This window comes from Leclercia sp. UBA7405, assembly GCF_037152215.1.
GTDB lineage: Bacteria > Pseudomonadota > Gammaproteobacteria > Enterobacterales > Enterobacteriaceae > Enterobacter > Enterobacter pneumoniae.
Genome location: NZ_JBBCMR010000001.1, coordinates 1,232,300 through 1,249,217, shown reverse-complemented (window position 1 = coordinate 1,249,217; position 16,918 = coordinate 1,232,300). Strand labels below are relative to the sequence as shown.

Here is a 16,918-nt window from a genome sequence, read left to right as displayed (position 1 = left end):
ACCTGCCTCAGTTTTTTTCGCGGATACCCATCAGCTCTTTGGTGTAGGCCAGGCCGATGCTGTCGTATGCGCGCGGATAGTTCTTCAGGAGAACGATCACGTTATCGCGATTGAACTCGTCAGGCAGGGCCCATCCGTCAATGACCTCCATCAGGTAGTCTGCCTGTGGCCCTGTCAGGTCCTTTTTACCTTCAGCAGCTTTGTGCAGTTCCTCGTCCATCACGCGCAGTTCTTCAAGCGTTTTATGGCGGAAGGTGAAGGTCAGTTTGCCGTCTTCTGCACCGGCGCGAGGGATGCTGACAGAAATGGAAAAGGTGGGGTTTGGAATCAGAGAGAATTTGGACATTTAGATATCTCAGAAATGCCCGGCGAACCGGGCTGGTTGATTAGCTGATGGTGACGGTGCAAGCAGCCGAGGTGATGGTCTTGCCCGCGGCATCTGTGACTTCGCAGGTATAAACGCCGCCATCACCCGATGCCACGGAGGCGATGTTGAGCGTTGAAGCGGTTTTGCCCGGGATAGCCGTGCCGCCTTTCTTCCACACGTAGGTATAAGGCGCGGAACCACCCTGCATGACCACAGCAAGGTCAAGCGCTGAGCCAGTAGCGACCGATTTGGTTGCCGGCAGGTCAGTCAGGAACGCCAGCGGCGTCACAGAAGAATCGGCGATCGGGTAAATCTGCATGTCTGATTCGAAGTTCATACGCGCTTCATTGCTCTCAACGGCGTTGATTTCCGTGCGAGGAACGCGCTGGAAGGACACTTTGGCTGAGTAGAAACGATCGGCTTTACCGCGCGGGTTGTGGAACCAGACCGCCGTAGTATCGCTGGAGTCGTCCAGGTCAATGAGGCGTTTGTAGATAGCCAGGTTCGGGTCATGGGCGAAGGTATAGACCTGAACCACGGCGTTTTTAAACGTCGGGATGGTACGGGCCTTATCATCTTCCAGGAACTGCACGCTGATGGTCTGCTGGTCGCCGCCTTCGGTGGACAGCGTCATTACCTGCGGCATGGTGATCCACGAGTCGATTTTACGAAGCGTGCCGGCGCCGGTGCCCGCCGGGAATTTCTTGGTGTCAGAGGTATCAAATGACTCCAGCACGATTTTGGTACTGGTGACAGATTTAACGCGCAACACCATGTTATCGAGCTTCAGCCAGCCAGAGCTGACCTGGACAACATCACCAGCAAGAATGCCGACAGAGGACGCAACGGTCAGTTCGCATTCCGTCGCATTGGTTGCTGCTGTGAAAACAATCGGCGCAAGATAGGCCTTGGCCACGTTAACTCGTGACCCGTTAGGGATTGCGAATGCCATTGCATTCTCCTGATTTTGGGTAATAAAAAACCCGCCGGATGGCGGGTCAGTAATCAGCGCGGTACTGCATGCTGATGGGGATGGTATAGGAGATGGAGCCGCTACTGCCGCTGGGGGCCGAGGTAGGCCGGTCCTGAATGGGCTGGTGCACCTGCGGAGGCCCGTTGATGTAAACCGTCAGGTCTTCATGAACCAGCGGCAACCCTTCCGGAAAGGCATCAGCAATAGACTGAGCAAGCGCCCTGGCCGACGTCACTCCGGAGTCGGCAGGCACGATGATATTGAGCTGGAGAATGCCCTGATACGTGCGCAGCTGGCCCGCCAAATCCTGCCCCACGGTTTGCGCCGGTAAAACATAAACGCGGAGGTATGGCGCATCAGGGGGATCGAAAGCGAGGTTCGGCCAGGCCACTGGCAACTCAAGCGACGAGCAGATAACCGCAACGCGACTCTCGAGCAGACCAGCGATACGCATTGACTGGTCACTGACCATTACGCACCTCGCTCATAGCCTCCCGGAAGTACTGTGCCGCATCCAGCGCAGTAAGGCCGACCATGCCGCCGGGCGCCTGGCTGGAGTGCCCGTTCTCCAGCGCCTGCGCATATGGCAGGTTATTGGTGAAGTAAATCGAGCTGACATGCCCCACCCTGAACACCTCAAGCATCGCCAGACCTCGGGAGTTAGAGCCCTGCCCGGAAGCATCTGGCGTGTCGTTGGACTCTGTAGGCTGGTTATCGAACCCCACATACCAGTTGTTCTTGAATCGCCCGCCGACATATCCCTCATGCTTTTTGATGTCCATCGAGTCATTGACGCGCAACCCGCGCTTAAGCCGCCCTGCCTTCGTCAGGTTGGCCGGATTTTCGCGCAACGCAGCGTTATGCTCTTTCACCGCTGTGTTGTAAGCCGATGCCGTCTGGTTAACCTCCCAGATATCAGGCTGACCGACGGGTGACATTTCAACCAACCGGCCCAGTATTTTGATACCTGTCCGGCGTACAACCTGGTCCATATCCTGCTTTGAACTATCAACGAACAACTGAATAGCAGCCAGAAACGGTTGGTTTGCAGTGCTGGCCATAATCAGGTCCTCAGCTGGATGTTGTAAGAGATCAGCACGTCTGCAGGCTTAACCGGATTCGGCTGTACAACGCGCCACTTTTTGCCGTCGATTTCGATGTGATCACCGATACGCACTTCCGTTGTAGCGGTGGCCGCCAGCTTCTTATCGCCAGTGACAATCAGCGAGCCATCGATTTCACGGGAGGAATACTCAGTGACAACGCCTGTGACGGTCGCAGTGACAGGAGGCATTGTGACCTCCTTCCCGAACTGATCGCGGATGGTGCTGCCGGCGCGGGTCAGCGGGTAGGCCTTCCCGTTTTCGGTCAGCAGTCGTGTCGCGGTGTTTCGCATGCGGCGGTAGTCGATTGGCATATCACCCCCTTTCGATGCGGATCTGATTGCCGCCAACCACCAGCCCGCGCAACGAGGAATAGAACCAGGGGAATGACGGTGCCGCCTTATTCGTACCCGGTTCGTACTGAACCGTAACTGCGCCCTCGACGCGCTCCATCGTTACCGCCCCACCACCAGCGACCGAAGGCGTGAGGTCAATCTCCTGCGACTCGATAGCCAGGCGGCATTGCGCATCAACCACACGCTGTGGGATGGTGTCATCTGGTAGGTCAGCGCCGTCGAAGCGCACGCCCGCGCGCGGCCACGACAGCGGCTGTGATGCGCTGGAACGCTGGCCACGCCATGTTTTGCCTTCCAGATAGTCCATTGCCTGCATCAGTATCTTTCCACATTCGTCATCATCCGCAGGAACGGCATATCCGCGCCCCGCTGCGAACGTGCGAAGGTCAATAACGCTGGCGTAGCTGTTGAAGTCAGGCGAATGGGGATCGGCAACCAGCATGGTTAATCCTCCTGACGCCAGTCCAGCGCCAGCCAGTTATCCACTTCGTCAGGATGAACCTCAGCGCTCAGCGGGCCGCCGGGAAACTCTGGGGTATCACGCACCATTACCACCAGCTCAATACTCTGCGGTTCCTGCGGTTCCTGCGGTTCCTGCGGTTCCTGCGGTTCCTGCGGTTCCTGCGGTTCCTGCGGTTCCTGCGGTTCCTGCGGTGCAGGAGTTTTTACATCACCACTCTGCGCGGCAAGCTTTTCAGCCTCACGCTGTGCGCGCTGTTCTTTGGTTAATCCGGCCATTGGGCCTCCTGAATAAAAAAGGGGCCGAAGCCCCTTGGGTTAACCCATGATGATGGCGGAATGACGTGGTGCTACAGCAGCCACACCCCATGCCAGACCCACTTCATAACGCACCTGACGGTACTGGCGGTACAGCGCCACCTGGAAGGTGATGCCAGATACCGGGTCAGTCACATTCATGACGTCATCAGCAGTATCGCCACCTTCAGGCATTGCCGGAGTACGGCTGGCCAGCAGGAACGCCCCGCGGTCAAACGCCATGTTCGGTACGAATTCGCTCAACACAGTGACATCAGCCTGGTCTGCCAGATCCTGACGGAGCCCCGGCGCGCTGATGGTTATAGTGGAAGACGTAGCCGCAACAACCAGATACTGGTTATCATCACCATCGAACTTCACCGCAGTACCTGCAGCAATACCGCCGGTGCCGGCAGAGATAGCGATGATGATATCGCCCTCTTTCTTCGCGCCATTGACCTTATAGCCAGCAGCAGCGCTTTTCGCGGTACGCTTGATGCTGAAGGATTCGTGGAGGTTGAATCCCATGATGCGACCGATCACACCTTCACGCAGCAGTTGGTCGGTTCCCGCTTCGTTCGCTTTGAAGAGGACAGCCTGTTTACCACGGATGGATGCCATCGCTTCGCCACCCAGCACCATACGCAAATCGGTAGTCGGCGCACCGTTATCGGTCAGGATTTGACGCGCCAACGCAGCATCAGTCAGATCGTCTTTGATGCTGAACGGGGTATCCTTCGGCGCGCCAACGGCGCGGGAGGAGTTGAGGTACAGCGCAGCGAGGTCTGCATCCACTTCGTTCGCCAGCGCGCGGAAAGCCTGCTTGAACTGGTCAGCCAGGATGGTGTTGTAGGTACCAGCCGGGCCTAGAGCTAATTGCTCTTCACCATTCCATTTCACAGGGGCCATTTTGGATTTGGTGATTTTGACATCCACACCACCGATGGTCTGGTCGCCAGAATTAGGCGCTGCCGGACCAGGGACAATATCTTCAGTGGTGGCTGCAGGTGCGACTGGCGCACGTACGGTCTGGTCTTTTGCAGCAGCATCCGCTTTCGCGTCACGCGCCACCGCAGGAATAAAACCAGTTTGTTCGCGGGATACTACGTCCAGCGCGGTATAGATGGTCGGGATCAGACCAGTAAGGGTATTACCTGCCATTTATGGCTCCTTTCGATTTAATCGACGATGCTGACGCCGTCTTTAAGCGCTGACTGTTTGCCAGCGATATCCAGGGAATCAAACGCATCGCGTTTCATAGTTTTCTGCCCGGCCTGATGCTGCGACTGGTGAGAGCCACCGCCGCTGTTGCCGGACGATTTGAGGATGTAGTCTTTTTGCGGATGCAACTCGACCAGGGATTCCAGCGCTTCATCGAAGCTGGCCAGCTCGCCAGGCTTGGTACGGGAGAACACCTTGTTGCCCTGCCCGTCATAGGCCACGACCTTGCCGTCTTCGATTTTGAAGTTCTGCCCGAAGTGGGAACGCACGAACTCAGCCGGGATCGCCATCTTCTCGGAGATAAACTTCGAGCCACCGAAGCGGCCGCCGATCATCTCGTCGTAGAGCTGGGATTCAAGCTTTTTGGTCTTGCCGTTCGCTTCGTCCAGCTGCTGCTGGAATACCTTGGTGATCTCGGCCTTCACCTGGTCAACGGCGCCAGCGTCGATCAGTTTCTTCTGGTCGATTTTGGTCATCATTTCCATGGCCTCGAGCGCCTTGGTCGGGTCGGAGATGCCAGCGAATTTCGCAAGGTTGGCTTCCGCCGCCTCCTTCGCCTCACGGTGGGTTTTGGCCTCACCGTTCAGGGAGGTGATTTTGGTCATCGCTGCGGCTGCATCGAACGGGATCTCTTTGCCGTCATCATGGACGTACACAGGCATACCGTTTTCAACGACCACATATCCGTTAGCATCGAGTTTGAGTTTCATTGTTTTGCTCCAGCCTTCCGGCCATTGGTAGTGGGTCATCCGACCCGGTCACCGCGTCGCATCCGCTCAGCGGCAGGCATAAAAAAAGGCCGCCGAAGCGACCTGTTTGTTCTTTTACTCTCTCAGGAAACACCACATTTCGTAGATGCACCGAGAGGATATGGCTATTGCCACCAGCCCCAGCACAATCGAGGCCATGCTCAAAATCATCTCAAGCATCACACCCTCCTATTCAAACGCCGACGCATCCACGCGGCGAAGTTCCTCCAGGGTGAGAAACTCCCCGGCATCGTTGAACATCTCGGGTACCGTGATTTTGCCGTCACGCAGCATCTGCGCCCGGGTTACACCCAGTACCTGCTCCTGTCGCGCGTATGTCTGCCTGGCGAGCCAGTCGGCATAGCTGGTATGCGCTGGCACCTGCCCATCCATCGACGCGCGCGTGGCGGTGCTCAGCTCATCACGGGGGATCATTAGCTCTTCCCATGACTTTGTGATCAGGATTTCGCCGGAGCGGCAGCAGAAGTGAATTTTGCCAGGGCCGCGCAGATACGGCACCACATGCCCCAGCGGCTTGCCGTCGAGGGTGTAGAGCTTGCGGTCGCGGATGATGCACCACTGACTGGTATGCGTGTCCAGCGTGGATGACCACTGCTTGGCTTTGACGATATCGCTATTGCTTTGGGCGAACTCCTGTCGCGCCGTGGCTGCCATATGGTTCACCGCGGTGCGGGTTACCACCGCCAGGTCGCGCCGGGATGAGTTGATAACCCCATCTTCACGGTTAAGCTTTGGCGTGCCGGCGACCCGTCGGACAATCTGCTCTACCGTTTCGCCCTGTAGGAAGCCGGAGCGCACAGCATTGGTGATTTTGTCCAGACGGTCGGCTTCAAGCTTCTGGCCCCACTCCTTCAGTAATCGCCCCTGGAACGGCTGCGCTGCTGCTGCTGCGTAGACCTGCTCAGGTGCAATGCTTTGCAGCGGAACGTGTTTAAGGATCTGCTGCGGGATGATGCTGCTGAACAGGTCCAGTTGATACCCGGCCTCATATTCAACGTAGCGCGTCAGTTCGCGTGCCAGCGCCGCGTTAACCGGTTCGTAGGCCTGCTGATTCAGGTCACGGACACCAGCCAGCAGCGATGCCAGGCGACGGGCGCTGTAGGTATCAGCCCGTTTGCCGTCCAGAAGCACCAGCAGTTTCGCGGCTAGGTCGGCATCGAGTTTATTCAGCAGCGTCATCATGCGCCGGGCGACGCCAGTACCGTAGCGCGTCACATACAGGCCATGCGCTATCGTCTCATCCTGCAGGCGGTCGTTGACGGAACGGGCCATGTCACACCTCTTCCGGTGGAGGCTCATTCAGCGAGGCCGATTCAGCCAGCAGTTCGCTGAGCACCTTATCCGGGTCGGCATCAGCATCAATCAGGTTGAGCTTCTGCAGGGCTTTGATGGCATCAATACGACGGATGTCACCACCCTGGCGCAGGGACTGAATAGCCAGCGCTGCTGGGGGGTTAAACTCATTCGACTCGACGTCCAGCTCGGTGCGGACATCGACGTTACCCCCCTCTTTCTCACCGATGTACTCGGCCATGATTTGCAGGATGTTGTCGATGGCATCCTCCAGGCTGGTCGCCATCGTGTAGAGCGGTGACTGCTCCTGCATTTTCTCTTCAGAGGTCTGATCCACGGACTTCGTAGAGGTGTTGTCTGTGCGCAGCAGCTTCGCGCCAGCCTGGCGCATCTGCTCCACCAGCTTATCCAGTGACTCTTCGCCAGCGCCGATTGCAGCGCCAGTATGCTCGGTGTATTCCATCCCCTGTTTTTGACGATCGGAGAACGATGTGGCAGACGACGAGCCAATCACCAGCTCTTCTCCCTCCTCAAGTCCAAACACTGACAGGATTGGAACACGTACAACGTGCAGGATGTTGTCCTGCTCGCTCTGGCTCTGCCAGTGCTTGACGTTCAGCAGCGCCATGTTGAGCAGCGGCGGTGAACCGCACATAAAGCCGGTGCGCTTGGTGTAGAGCGTGACAAGGGTGATATCGCGACGGGAGGTTTGCCACTCGTCGTGTAACGCCCATGTGGCCTGCCCCTCTGCACCGGTAGACTTCCGGTAAATCTGCACCTTGCCAGGCGTCAGGAGGCGGATCTGCTCGACTTTCGTCTGCCCGAAGTCGTCTCCGTCTTCGACCACCACCTCTTTGATGCGCAGCGCAGTGAGCTGCACTTTGCCGCCGACCATCTTCGACTTCCAGCCGATAACCTGGCGGGGATTCAGCATGGTGACGTATGGTCGCGCGCCGGTGGCCTTCTCATCCGCCTTGGTCTTCACCTGTTCGGGGTCAACGCGGGGGTAGTCCACCAGCGCATGGGAAAGGCCATACTGCATCGCCAGGCTGAAGAATGACTGCGCCCATACATCCAGGCGGGTACCTTCGAGGTCGATATCTTTAGTAAATTCGCGGATCTGGTCCGGCACGTCCTCACTCAGCTTAATCGGCTCGGCAAATACACGCCCGACGTTCTGGTTGATCGTCTCTTCGTAGGCAGGGAGAAGCGTGGCCACTGCCAGGCGCTTTTTGTAATCCTCTTTGTCTTCTTTCGGCCAGCGCGGAAGATAAGCCTCACCCAGCTGACGCATGTACAGCGTGCCGCCCATCAGGGCGTCGTTAATGTCCCACGCCTGCACCATGTTCCCATAGTCCAGATTGGGTGTTGAAATATCAGGCATGGAGTTAAATCCGTAGGTTGGTGACTTTGCCGACTTTCTTCGGCGGTGAATGCAGGACGGCGTAGCGGGTGCCATCCCAATCGTGATCTTCCTGCTGGGTGTCTACATCGTCGGGGTTCTTGCTGTCGCGAACGAGCACCGGCACACGGCTTATCCAGCCCCGGCAGTATTCAAACACGTAGAATGCTGGCTTCTCTGGTATGCCGGACTCCAGCTTCTTGCCTTCAACAACAGCCTCAAGCATGTCAGCAAACAGGGCCGCACCGTTGACGCGTGACCCCGGTTTCTTATTGGATGGCACCCACTTAACGCCCTGCGATTCCATCTTCTGGGCAATAGAGAGTTCGTCATCGCCCGTGTTATAAATCGCACCGTCAGCCGGGCCGGGGAGAACCTTCTTGCAAATGCCGGGCATGATGTTCAGTTGGCCCTGCGTCACACCGTTGAGTTTTATCTCCTCGGGCTCTGCTAGCTCTTCGCCCACCAGCCGCTTATCCACCCACGCCACACCTTTGGCGACGTTTGTGGAGGACATGTTCAGGCCCTTGTTCAACTCGTCCGGAGGGCAGCCGTACCACTCACCAATCAGGACCAACGACCCAGCCGGCGGGCAGAACTGACGTCCATCAGGCAGCTCGGCGGCGGTGCCATCGGCGCGCGCCCACCAGAGGTTGGAGAACGGCTTCGATTCACCCCAGTCATGGGAACGATCAACCGTCCAACTGTCCGGAATGCGGAACGGCTTGATGACGTGATGCGAGGCATTCCACAAGTGGTCAAAGCGTCCACCGCTGGTAACGTCCCACGAACCCTCTACCCAGGCCTTTCGCCGGTTGGGATCTTTGATAGCCATCAGCGTTGCGATGTATTGCGGATCCAGATATGGGTTCTCTTTAAAAGAGCCATGAATCGCCACGCGAGTCAGCGTCACATCCTCTTCCCTCTCGGTCTGTGGGTTGAACACCTTCTGCGTTTCGCGAATGATAGTGCCGCGCGGAGCAGGCTCGATGAAGCGCTTCTTCACCCAGGTATGGCCGATGCCAAACGGGTTCGTGGTGCTGAATGTTTCAAGTGGGATCGGCTTCAGTAATGAGCCGTCTTCCCGCGGATAGTTTTCTGGCCGGAACGACGAGCGCCGGCAAGAGAACATCATTTCGTAGAACTCGGACGATTGCTGCTTGGTCAGTTCATTGAAGCCAATGAAAGGGAACTCCTGACCGTGATAGTCCCAGTAGTCGCCCTCCTCCTTTCCGAATCGGAACAATAGCTCTTCGCCGGTCGGCCACACCCAGCGCAGTTCGGACGCTGACGCCAGATAGCGTGCACCGTCGTTAAAGAGGCGGTACATACGCTTCGACTGGGTGATGATGTCGGTGAGGTTTTTGTACTCAGTATCGAAGATGACACCGCGCCAGAACGAGCCGTAGCCCAGGCCAACGAGGCGACGAAATCGCGCCAGTTGTGCGGCAGTTTTTCCGGGCCCACGCGTTCCCTCGTAGAGAATTTCGTTACACGGGCAGCTCAGGGAGAGCGACTGCGACCCCGGTAGAGGTTTCCAGACAGCTTTGTAATTCATCCACCAAGAACCTCGCTCTGCTGCTTCTGCGCTGCTGCTTCCCACTCGTCTACGTTATCGCAGGAAGGAACCGGCATGATGCTGTGGGTTGCGGTGACCTTCTGCTCAACCTGTTCTTTGAATGCCTGAACGCGCACATGCTTGCCAAGCAGTTCAAGGTTTTTAACCTTATCAGGCCATTTGACCTTTTTGAGGATGGTTTCCGCTGTCTCCTCGTCGAAGTTCTGGATCGTGGTACTGATGTCCAGACCGGTTAGCGAAACTCGCCAGGCCTTTGGCCATGAAGTGATCGGCTTAAGGCTCCCGTCATCATTCAGGATGTCCAGAACGTCCATCTGGTCGATTTCAACCAAGCGCCGGAGCACATAATCAGCATCAATGCCCACATCCTCGTTGCGCTTAGATTTAAGTTCGGCAATCCTTTCTTGGATGACAGGTTTTGACAGGTTCTCGGATGCGGTACGGTTTGCAGTTTTGACGCTGTACCCCGCACGAATAGCCGCCTGCGTGGCGTTTAAATCGATGAGGTACTCGCGACAGAACATCTCTTGTTTGTCAGTGAGTGCCATTTAAATACCTTTAGGAGATGCGAATGGGCAATGTGAAGATTTACGCTGGATTGGTTAATGGAGCCCTAATGCCAATCATTCAAAATAAGACCTCGGATGAAATCGTTACGGCTTTCACGGGCGATGACACTGGCGCGCCGCCAACATCTGTGACGATTGAAGTGATTACCGATAGCGGTTCTAAGGTCAGAGTTTACATACCAAACAGCTCTGCCACTGCCAGCGTTACGGTTGACGGAAAGAAAGTTTAGCTACAATGCCATTACGATGGGTCTGCCCATTGTGATGGCAACAAAAAAGCCACCAGCGGATGCCAGTGGCTAATGTTCAAACCTGTTACTTTTTAATGGCGCCGGAACCATTGAGGACATTCCAAATCCTCACGAAGATTCTCAAGCATATAAAAACAGAACTGGTCAATAGCTTCCGTGGCACTTAGTTCGGAGGGGATCCTTTCGCTTGCATAGATTGCATCTTGTATGGTGCTAAATATGCCAGTGGCACTATAAATATGCGCCAATTTACCTTCAGGATCTTGCCGGATGACGTTAGTGTTATTGCTCAATACGATCGTTTGTACTCCCCAAAGAAACAACTCTTGTTTTGTCATGCTCTCTCCTTTCAATGTTGAAAAAGCAATTTAACAGCTTGGGGAATAAAAGTACTTGGGGTTTGTCACGCATTATCCCAGGCACTCAGTGAATGCCTGCTGTAATGCCTATCCCTTACTGAGGATATTTACTTGATTATCCGCTGTAGGGGGTATTGCCATCACGATGAGTTCGCCCATGGTGATGGCAATAAAAAACCACCAGCGAAAGCAAGTGGCTTATCAAATTTAACGAGAAGTGTCGTTCTTTGCGTGTCAGACCAGCAAACTAACTATTGACTCAGAGTGTGAATAGCTTCCTTAAGGTTTGAATCGATTTGTTCCCTTACTAAAATCGTGTTGGTTTCAAACCATCTAATTCCTTCCTCACTAAACTCATGCCCAGGACAAATGTCATTAAGCATGCTCATTTTAAACTGCTGCGGATCTTTCCCATTCAATCCTTTGAGCATGCCATGCGCAAGAACAGGCGTAAGCTGCATTTCTTCTAGGCTTAATCCGTATGAGTTCATTACATGATCAGAGAGAGCGGTCATTAGTCTGGGTGAGCTGACCCCTCGCTCCATAATCGCCGCAACGATAATGCTCGTGCAAACTATATGCAGTGTAGTCTCATCGAAGCGCTTTCCAGTCGTTAATTCGCGGAAGGAGACTCTCATTGCTGTCATCAAGTCTGTGATGTGATTTTTGACTTTTACTGCAGCGGGGCCGCGTTTAAATAATCCAAACACTCTTTTGCCTCTTTAACCATTGAATCTGTTAAGAGTTTGTAAGGATATCACTACAAAATATGTTTTTCTGCCTAAAGATCCGAGAGAGGCATTCACACAAGCACTCTGTTAATCGCTTCTGCTATGTCTTATCCCCTCCTGGGTACTTTCAGTAAATCATCCCTTACAGGGGGTAAGATAAAGGGTCGGACATACATCACGTGGATGCATTAAAAGTTGCATATTGTTTGCAATATTGGGGTGGGGTGTTATTGTCCCAAAGCCTTAGAGCAAGAAGCACATAAATATAATAATGATTTGACTCATACTAGCCCCACACCAGGGGCTTTTTTTTTGTCTTCGTTAGGACAACCATTATCAAGCCCACCAGCAGATGGGCTTTCTAATGGCTTAACCCAGCTTAGCGCGTACCAATGCGTCTTTGGCCTCAAGCAATTTGCGCAGGCCCGCTGACTTTTCTGCGCCGTCCGGCAAGGTTACATCCATCAGCGTCGCGAGATCGCCAATTGGCTTACTCACCTCCTGCAGGGGTGCCGGTAGATGCTGATACGTAAAATACTTCATGATCGGAGATGACATTCTTTACCCTCTGTTAATAAAAAGCCCCGCACATGCGAGGCCGTAAAAATTTGCTACCTTTAAAGTCCAGAGGAGAGACTGTGTCAGAACCTCAGGGATGAGGCTCTATCTGCAATAAAAAAGCCGCTCTCAGGCGACTCTTAATTTAGAAGTTGGCAAGTTCTTACCATTCCCCTTTTACGGGAAAAACCAGAAGGCAAGGCAACTAAGGGCGATGATGAGCGAAATGAAGCTGATAGTAGAACATGTCACAGCAATGAAGCCTGCTCTTCCTAGCATGTACTTTACAACGTCTTCTGGAAGGGGTTTCCCTATTGCCTCACGGGATTCAATCACAGCCTTAGCTTTGTTAATTTTTCGGTTGGCAAATACATGACACAGGTATCCAAATAAGAGACAAACAATCAGGAAAACTACAAAGCCCGTTAAGCTATCCATAATTACATTCCAGGGGTTTGGTTAGAGTTATTTCTTGCACCAACTATAAAATAATGCCGCCTCTGGTGTAATGATAATAGACTAGCCCTACCTTTTTTCGTGGGTGATCTAACTGCCTAATATTTAGGATTGCGCCTCCAAATCACTTTAGGCACTGCGTGTTGATGTAGTCCTGCAGATACCCGACCTGCTTCGTCACTGTGACGATTCGCTCTCTGAGGGTGAAATAATCCCGTTGAGCGGAGTCAGTAAGTCTGGGGCTGGGCTCATCGCCCAGGCCGCCGGTGCTGGCCGTTCCGTTCGTGGAACATCTGGCGCTGAGCTGCAGCCGACGCTTGCCAGAAGCAACATCGCGCTCAAGCTGATCGATAGTAGCTTTAGCATCCCGCAGTTCTCCGGTGTATTTGGCATCCAGTGCGGCCACATCACGCTGGCGCACCTTCATGTCGTCAATGGTATCGTTCGCAAGGCTGAGATTCTCAGTTGCCTTGTCGCGCTGCTCTTTGTAGGTGATGGCGTTGTCACGGTAGTGGCTTACGGCCCATCCCATCGCACTGACAACTATGATGATCACAGCGCAGGTGATACCTGCAAATCGGCTCACTTGTCTATCCCCCAACAAGTTAAAGCGCTCTCTTGATAGCGCCTCTCAACCTGCCCGTAACAGCCGTTCTTTTGGCCCTTCGTTAATCGGCAGTCTTTGCCGCCGTCACGTATCCACCAGCGGATTGCTTCACATGCCCTTTTACGGTCACCAGCATTGATGCGCTGGTAAAACGTAGAGGGGAAGCACTTACCCGGCCCGATGTTGTAGGGGCAGAACGAGGCGATTCCGGCCTTCTGTGGTTCAGTCAGCTGCACGTGGATATTACGATCTACCCAGGCCAGCGCTTTATTACGCTCAGCTGCATTTACCTGGTCACATTTGGCCTGGGTCAGTTTTATACCCGGCCGAACCGGTTTACCATCCACCAGCGTGGCGCCCCGGCAAATAGTCCAGATGCCGGAGCCGTCACGGTAGGCGTTCAGGCTATTGCCTTCCTTCTCGTCCAGGAACTGATCGAGGATTGCGGAGGCTGACGCACCAGCGAGGACCAGCCCCAGTACCGCGGCGCTTAGCTTTGATCTGTCTGCCACTATTCCCCCCTGGCGGCTTTGCGCCGGTCCTCTTTGATTTTGAAGTACAAATTCGTCAGATAAGTCAGCAGCCCGAAGACCAGGCTGCCGAGTACACCAATGGCCGCCCACTGCGATGGTGATACCTGATCGAGCAGCTGGAGACTCCAGTAACCGGCGTTGGTTGCTGATGCTCCGTAGGCGATACCAGTGGTTAATTTTTCCATGCGTAACATGCTCTCACCTCCGATTGGTTTCGGGGTGCTGTGTGCTATAAATAGGGACGCCCGATAAAAGCCGGGTCGCGGGGAGTTTTAATACGTAATTATGGAGAGATAAAAACGATGCAAAGGATAACGAGTCTCAGCCTGGTTTGTTGTATTGGCTTAACCGGTTGTGTTGTCGCAGATATGGACTCAAGTAATTACACGTCCTTTCCATATGTTCAGACATTCCAAAAGCCACAGACTATGGGTCACACAAATGTGCAGACTCGCCGTAACGATTTATACGAGTGCGGCGTTGACAGGAAATTTTCGCTTAATTCATGGGATAAAAAATTTTGTCGCAACTGCCTGAAGCCCGGCGAGACGATAGAGCAGCTCACTGCCAGAACTAAAAAGGTAGAGAACTGCATGAAGTCAAAAGGATACGTAATGCAGGATTTCGGAGAATGCGGACCCCTTAAAAAACCAAGCGGCTTGTGTAACTGACAACCTGGCATTAGGAATAAAAAAACCCGCTCAATGGCGGGCTTCTTTTATGTTTGCTGCTCAGTTCGCTTTAACGTCCCGAGCCTATCACAATTCAATCACCAGATGGCTCACTTTGCAAGGAAAATCTATCACCATTTGTGCCGAAAGTGTCACACATTGGCCTGTAAAGCATCGATTCGGCCAGACTTAACCACATATCGATCCGGCGGCGACACGTCATATAACTCCAGTCCGGGTGCTGTTCCTGCAGCCCCTCGGCCATCTGCCGTTTGCTCTTCCGCCAGCGGTAGCGCTGCGCCAGAATGCCGAACAGGCCAGCATAGCCCGGGTTGACCAGCACAGCGCCGATCACACCATCAATTTTCAGCCCCTCCTCATCAGAGCAAAATGCCAAACCGCTTTTGTTTTTGCCACTGAGCATTTCACGGAGGAACTCTTCCAGCTCCGGCTTAGATATACCGGCCTGCTTCATGCGCCGCAGGGCTTCATTGATTGCGGTCTTGCTTACCGTTTTGCTGGTCAGCAGCTGATTGAACATATTCCCGGCACGACCTCCGCCGATATAGGACCATCGCCCCCACATGCGCAGCTTTCCCTGGATCCAAATGCTCTCCAGCGTGCGCAAGCGCGCATGCTCCCCTGCTTTGCCAACTTCTTCTGCGTGAATCATGCTGCGGCTCCTGCCATCAGGTAAATGCGAATGAAATTTCGTAAAATTCTGTAGTCCACCAGCACCGTTCCCGATCGGCGGTAAATGCGCAGGCGCAGCCAGCGCATGCGAAGCGATTCGATCAGTTCCGGTTTCATGCTGCCACCTGCTTTTTCAGTGAACGTAAGTCTGCCAGAGCGGTGAGCCTGATTTCTTTCAGTTCATCCACCGTCCAGCGATGTGGGGTGTTGTTGTTCTCCAGGCTCATTACAACTTCTTCGCCGTATAGCTCCACCAGCGCAGCGCGATATTTTTCGATGTTTCCCGATTTATGGACATTGCAAACATCGCACTGCAGATGGATGTTGATACGCGTGAAGCGCAAGTGTCCGGCAGCAGCCGTCGTCCGGTAATGACCAGCATGCCAGGCAAAGGCGGTTTTGGTGCCACAGGAAATGCAGCCCCTACCTTCTGACAGTTCAGTTTCACGACAAATGTCATTAACAGCGCGCTGGGTCAGGTCCACCCAGTGTTTGAGCGGTTTTACTGATGCCTTACGCTGGCGCCAGGCCGCACGCTCGGTTTTCTCATGGGCCCGCTGCTGCTGAGCCTCTTTGCGTTTTTCGGCGGCCCGGTTTTTTGCTGTCTGCTCTTTACCAACAACAGTGGCGCACGCATAAGAGCAGACCACCTGGTCGTTACGAACCGGGTGGAACCACTCGCGGCAGTTCTGGTTTGCGCACTTACGGCGGGGTTTCTTAGCCATAATCACCCCCAGCCTTTTTGGCGAAATGTCCGCGGCGTGCGTTCTTGCCGCCTGGCTTCCGGCAACCGGGCGCTCACAGTCCAGGTGATGCAATCGGGATTCAGGCTGCGCTCAACTTCCACGCCGCGGCGCCGGTAATCCGCCAGCAGCTGTTCGGCCTGCGCAGTGGTGCATTCGGTATGTTGGAACCATGATTTCGCCATCTGGTTAACCCCCGAAGCTCATGAGCTGCGCAGCGGCTTTCTCGGCCTCGCGCTGGTCTTTGAATGCCCTGGACAATATCCAGCGCCAGAGAACATCAAGTGCGGCCTTATACAGCTGCTGAAACTCGGTTTCGTCCATGTTGGCGAAGGCAATGCTGCGGGGGTGCTTGCGAAGGGTGCCATCTGGTAGTTGTATGGCGTCGTAGTGGCCGGATTCGATTGTTACCCAGGCGCGATAAGCGTCGAAGGACTTACAGGCGCTGATGCTCCCGGTGCGCTTGTCGGCGATGCGATCGAGATACTGTTCAGCCGCATCCAGCAGCGCGGTTTCGCTCCCGCCGAAGGATGCCAGGAATTTGGCGTAGCCGGTCACCAGCTTACGTTCGTTGGATGAGATGGCCCCGCCGGTTGGCTCCCAGTATTCGAAGCCCAGATTCAGCAGCGCGAAGAAGCGACGGTGAAAAGCCGCGTTACGGACCTGTTTGAATTCGGCAACCAGTACGGCGCCAAGCTTGATTTTTGATTGCAGTAATTTGCTGGTCTCCGGCGTTGCGGGGATCAGGATTCCTGAGGACTGCTTGATAAGTTGTAACTGCGCCATGGTATTCTCCGTGGCGCATCAGGTTAACGGGTGTTCAGTCCGTTGAAATTATGATATCAGAGGGTTGCGTTATGCGGTAGCCAAGACGGCGAAGAAAACGTGTGCCTGAAGAAAGATTAAAAATCCCCTCATCTTCCAGCA

The 16,918-nt window shown here is 54.5% G+C and carries 26 protein-coding genes; 1 reads left to right on the top strand and 25 read right to left on the bottom strand.

Going from position 1 to position 16,918, the window contains the following annotated elements:
* Window positions 1–7 precede the first annotated feature (7 nt).
* The 13 genes from WFN75_RS06135 to WFN75_RS06075 form a co-directional block, all read right to left on the bottom strand.
* Complete coding sequence (locus tag WFN75_RS06135; RefSeq protein WP_336995809.1) at window positions 8–346, bottom strand: phage tail assembly chaperone; 339 nt, start codon at window positions 344–346, stop codon at window positions 8–10.
* A gap of 40 nt (window positions 347–386) precedes the next feature.
* Complete coding sequence (locus tag WFN75_RS06130) at window positions 387–1,319, bottom strand: phage tail tube protein (protein WP_336995808.1); 933 nt, start codon at window positions 1,317–1,319, stop codon at window positions 387–389.
* Between the two features lie 46 nt (window positions 1,320–1,365).
* Complete coding sequence (locus tag WFN75_RS06125; RefSeq protein ID WP_336995807.1) at window positions 1,366–1,812, bottom strand: phage tail terminator-like protein; 447 nt, start codon at window positions 1,810–1,812, stop codon at window positions 1,366–1,368.
* On the bottom strand, window positions 1,802–2,401 hold the full coding sequence (locus tag WFN75_RS06120) for a hypothetical protein (protein WP_336995806.1): 600 nt from the start codon (window positions 2,399–2,401) through the stop codon (window positions 1,802–1,804). The genes WFN75_RS06125 and WFN75_RS06120 overlap by 11 nt, the downstream gene beginning before the upstream one ends.
* Before the next feature lie 2 nt (window positions 2,402–2,403).
* Window positions 2,404–2,757: a hypothetical protein gene (locus WFN75_RS06115; RefSeq protein WP_336995805.1), complete on the bottom strand. Its 354-nt coding sequence runs from the start codon at window positions 2,755–2,757 to the stop codon at window positions 2,404–2,406.
* Between the two features lies 1 nt (window position 2,758).
* Window positions 2,759–3,241, bottom strand: a complete 483-nt coding sequence (locus WFN75_RS06110; protein ID WP_336995804.1) for a DnaT-like ssDNA-binding protein — start codon at window positions 3,239–3,241, stop codon at window positions 2,759–2,761.
* 2 nt (window positions 3,242–3,243) lie between these two features.
* Window positions 3,244–3,537, bottom strand: coding sequence for a hypothetical protein (locus tag WFN75_RS06105; RefSeq protein WP_336995803.1), 294 nt, complete (start codon window positions 3,535–3,537; stop codon window positions 3,244–3,246).
* 39 nt (window positions 3,538–3,576) lie between these two features.
* Window positions 3,577–4,716: a P22 phage major capsid protein family protein gene (locus tag WFN75_RS06100; protein ID WP_336995802.1), complete on the bottom strand. Its 1,140-nt coding sequence runs from the start codon at window positions 4,714–4,716 to the stop codon at window positions 3,577–3,579.
* Between the two features lie 17 nt (window positions 4,717–4,733).
* Entirely contained in the window at window positions 4,734–5,486 is a 753-nt protein-coding gene (locus tag WFN75_RS06095; protein ID WP_336995801.1) for a DUF6651 domain-containing protein, read from the bottom strand.
* 228 nt (window positions 5,487–5,714) lie between these two features.
* Window positions 5,715–6,818: a hypothetical protein gene (locus tag WFN75_RS06090; protein ID WP_336995800.1), complete on the bottom strand. Its 1,104-nt coding sequence runs from the start codon at window positions 6,816–6,818 to the stop codon at window positions 5,715–5,717.
* Between the two features lies 1 nt (window position 6,819).
* Entirely contained in the window at window positions 6,820–8,223 is a 1,404-nt protein-coding gene (locus tag WFN75_RS06085; protein WP_336995799.1) for a DUF4055 domain-containing protein, read from the bottom strand.
* Between the two features lie 4 nt (window positions 8,224–8,227).
* Window positions 8,228–9,799 (bottom strand): terminase, encoded by a 1,572-nt coding sequence (locus WFN75_RS06080; protein ID WP_336995798.1) that lies wholly within the window; start codon window positions 9,797–9,799, stop codon window positions 8,228–8,230.
* Complete coding sequence (locus tag WFN75_RS06075; protein ID WP_336995797.1) at window positions 9,796–10,368, bottom strand: terminase small subunit; 573 nt, start codon at window positions 10,366–10,368, stop codon at window positions 9,796–9,798. The genes WFN75_RS06080 and WFN75_RS06075 overlap by 4 nt, the downstream gene beginning before the upstream one ends.
* 68 nt (window positions 10,369–10,436) lie before the next feature.
* Between WFN75_RS06075 and WFN75_RS06070 the strand changes: the two genes are divergently transcribed.
* Complete coding sequence (locus WFN75_RS06070; protein ID WP_336995796.1) at window positions 10,437–10,619, top strand: hypothetical protein; 183 nt, start codon at window positions 10,437–10,439, stop codon at window positions 10,617–10,619.
* Window positions 10,620–10,711: 92 nt separating this feature from the next.
* Here the strand turns inward: WFN75_RS06070 and WFN75_RS06065 are convergent, their stop codons facing one another.
* The 12 genes from WFN75_RS06065 to WFN75_RS06010 all read right to left on the bottom strand — a co-directional run bounded on the left by WFN75_RS06065 (window position 10,712) and on the right by WFN75_RS06010 (window position 16,777).
* Window positions 10,712–10,978, bottom strand: a complete 267-nt coding sequence (locus WFN75_RS06065) for a hypothetical protein (RefSeq protein ID WP_336995795.1) — start codon at window positions 10,976–10,978, stop codon at window positions 10,712–10,714.
* A gap of 272 nt (window positions 10,979–11,250) precedes the next feature.
* The gene (locus WFN75_RS06060) at window positions 11,251–11,709 is read right to left on the bottom strand and encodes a hypothetical protein (RefSeq protein WP_336995794.1); all 459 of its coding nucleotides are present in this window, start codon (window positions 11,707–11,709) and stop codon (window positions 11,251–11,253) included.
* A 390-nt stretch (window positions 11,710–12,099) separates the two neighbouring features.
* Window positions 12,100–12,288 (bottom strand): hypothetical protein, encoded by a 189-nt coding sequence (locus tag WFN75_RS06055; protein ID WP_336995793.1) that lies wholly within the window; start codon window positions 12,286–12,288, stop codon window positions 12,100–12,102.
* A gap of 177 nt (window positions 12,289–12,465) precedes the next feature.
* Window positions 12,466–12,726, bottom strand: a complete 261-nt coding sequence (locus WFN75_RS06050; RefSeq protein WP_040074996.1) for a hypothetical protein — start codon at window positions 12,724–12,726, stop codon at window positions 12,466–12,468.
* Between the two features lie 142 nt (window positions 12,727–12,868).
* On the bottom strand, window positions 12,869–13,330 hold the full coding sequence (locus tag WFN75_RS06045) for a lysis protein (RefSeq protein ID WP_336995792.1): 462 nt from the start codon (window positions 13,328–13,330) through the stop codon (window positions 12,869–12,871).
* A complete protein-coding gene (locus tag WFN75_RS06040; RefSeq protein ID WP_442913265.1) occupies window positions 13,327–13,863 on the bottom strand; it encodes a lysozyme in 537 nt (178 codons plus the stop codon). The genes WFN75_RS06045 and WFN75_RS06040 overlap by 4 nt, the downstream gene beginning before the upstream one ends.
* Window positions 13,863–14,078, bottom strand: a complete 216-nt coding sequence (locus WFN75_RS06035; protein WP_053271627.1) for a class II holin family protein — start codon at window positions 14,076–14,078, stop codon at window positions 13,863–13,865. Before WFN75_RS06035 ends, WFN75_RS06040 begins: the two co-directional genes overlap by 1 nt.
* A 571-nt stretch (window positions 14,079–14,649) precedes the next feature.
* Window positions 14,650–15,228, bottom strand: a complete 579-nt coding sequence (locus WFN75_RS06030; protein ID WP_336995791.1) for a DUF1133 family protein — start codon at window positions 15,226–15,228, stop codon at window positions 14,650–14,652.
* On the bottom strand, window positions 15,225–15,365 hold the full coding sequence (locus tag WFN75_RS06025) for a YlcG family protein (protein ID WP_336995790.1): 141 nt from the start codon (window positions 15,363–15,365) through the stop codon (window positions 15,225–15,227). The genes WFN75_RS06030 and WFN75_RS06025 overlap by 4 nt, the downstream gene beginning before the upstream one ends.
* Entirely contained in the window at window positions 15,362–15,973 is a 612-nt protein-coding gene (locus tag WFN75_RS06020; RefSeq protein WP_336995789.1) for a recombination protein NinG, read from the bottom strand. The genes WFN75_RS06025 and WFN75_RS06020 overlap by 4 nt, the downstream gene beginning before the upstream one ends.
* Window positions 15,974–15,975: 2 nt before the next feature.
* Window positions 15,976–16,176 carry a hypothetical protein gene (locus WFN75_RS06015; protein WP_336995788.1) on the bottom strand — a complete coding sequence of 67 codons (201 nt, stop codon included), beginning with the start codon at window positions 16,174–16,176 and terminating at the stop codon, window positions 15,976–15,978.
* A gap of 4 nt (window positions 16,177–16,180) precedes the next feature.
* Entirely contained in the window at window positions 16,181–16,777 is a 597-nt protein-coding gene (locus WFN75_RS06010) for a DUF1367 family protein (RefSeq protein WP_336995787.1), read from the bottom strand.
* Between the last annotated feature and the right edge of the window lie 141 nt (window positions 16,778–16,918).

Coding starts and splice junctions, on each gene's coding strand:
- WFN75_RS06120 (WP_336995806.1), bottom strand. CDS start 2,401: ATGGCCAGCACTGCAAACCAACCGTTTCTGGCTGCTATTCAGTTGTTC.
- WFN75_RS06100 (WP_336995802.1), bottom strand. CDS start 4,716: ATGGCAGGTAATACCCTTACTGGTCTGATCCCGACCATCTATACCGCG.
- WFN75_RS06095 (WP_336995801.1), bottom strand. CDS start 5,486: ATGAAACTCAAACTCGATGCTAACGGATATGTGGTCGTTGAAAACGGT.
- WFN75_RS06070 (WP_336995796.1), top strand. CDS start 10,437: ATGCCAATCATTCAAAATAAGACCTCGGATGAAATCGTTACGGCTTTC.
- WFN75_RS06065 (WP_336995795.1), bottom strand. CDS start 10,978: ATGACAAAACAAGAGTTGTTTCTTTGGGGAGTACAAACGATCGTATTG.
- WFN75_RS06130 (WP_336995808.1), bottom strand. CDS start 1,319: ATGGCATTCGCAATCCCTAACGGGTCACGAGTTAACGTGGCCAAGGCC.
- WFN75_RS06010 (WP_336995787.1), bottom strand. CDS start 16,777: ATGGCGCAGTTACAACTTATCAAGCAGTCCTCAGGAATCCTGATCCCC.
- WFN75_RS06025 (WP_336995790.1), bottom strand. CDS start 15,365: ATGAAACCGGAACTGATCGAATCGCTTCGCATGCGCTGGCTGCGCCTG.
- WFN75_RS06090 (WP_336995800.1), bottom strand. CDS start 6,818: ATGGCCCGTTCCGTCAACGACCGCCTGCAGGATGAGACGATAGCGCAT.
- WFN75_RS06135 (WP_336995809.1), bottom strand. CDS start 346: ATGTCCAAATTCTCTCTGATTCCAAACCCCACCTTTTCCATTTCTGTC.
- WFN75_RS06125 (WP_336995807.1), bottom strand. CDS start 1,812: ATGGTCAGTGACCAGTCAATGCGTATCGCTGGTCTGCTCGAGAGTCGC.
- WFN75_RS06075 (WP_336995797.1), bottom strand. CDS start 10,368: ATGGCACTCACTGACAAACAAGAGATGTTCTGTCGCGAGTACCTCATC.
- WFN75_RS06030 (WP_336995791.1), bottom strand. CDS start 15,228: ATGATTCACGCAGAAGAAGTTGGCAAAGCAGGGGAGCATGCGCGCTTG.
- WFN75_RS06110 (WP_336995804.1), bottom strand. CDS start 3,241: ATGCTGGTTGCCGATCCCCATTCGCCTGACTTCAACAGCTACGCCAGC.
- WFN75_RS06115 (WP_336995805.1), bottom strand. CDS start 2,757: ATGCCAATCGACTACCGCCGCATGCGAAACACCGCGACACGACTGCTG.
- WFN75_RS06050 (WP_040074996.1), bottom strand. CDS start 12,726: ATGGATAGCTTAACGGGCTTTGTAGTTTTCCTGATTGTTTGTCTCTTA.
- WFN75_RS06020 (WP_336995789.1), bottom strand. CDS start 15,973: ATGGCTAAGAAACCCCGCCGTAAGTGCGCAAACCAGAACTGCCGCGAG.
- WFN75_RS06080 (WP_336995798.1), bottom strand. CDS start 9,799: ATGAATTACAAAGCTGTCTGGAAACCTCTACCGGGGTCGCAGTCGCTC.
- WFN75_RS06035 (WP_053271627.1), bottom strand. CDS start 14,078: ATGTTACGCATGGAAAAATTAACCACTGGTATCGCCTACGGAGCATCA.
- WFN75_RS06015 (WP_336995788.1), bottom strand. CDS start 16,176: ATGGCGAAATCATGGTTCCAACATACCGAATGCACCACTGCGCAGGCC.
- WFN75_RS06085 (WP_336995799.1), bottom strand. CDS start 8,223: ATGCCTGATATTTCAACACCCAATCTGGACTATGGGAACATGGTGCAG.
- WFN75_RS06055 (WP_336995793.1), bottom strand. CDS start 12,288: ATGTCATCTCCGATCATGAAGTATTTTACGTATCAGCATCTACCGGCA.
- WFN75_RS06105 (WP_336995803.1), bottom strand. CDS start 3,537: ATGGCCGGATTAACCAAAGAACAGCGCGCACAGCGTGAGGCTGAAAAG.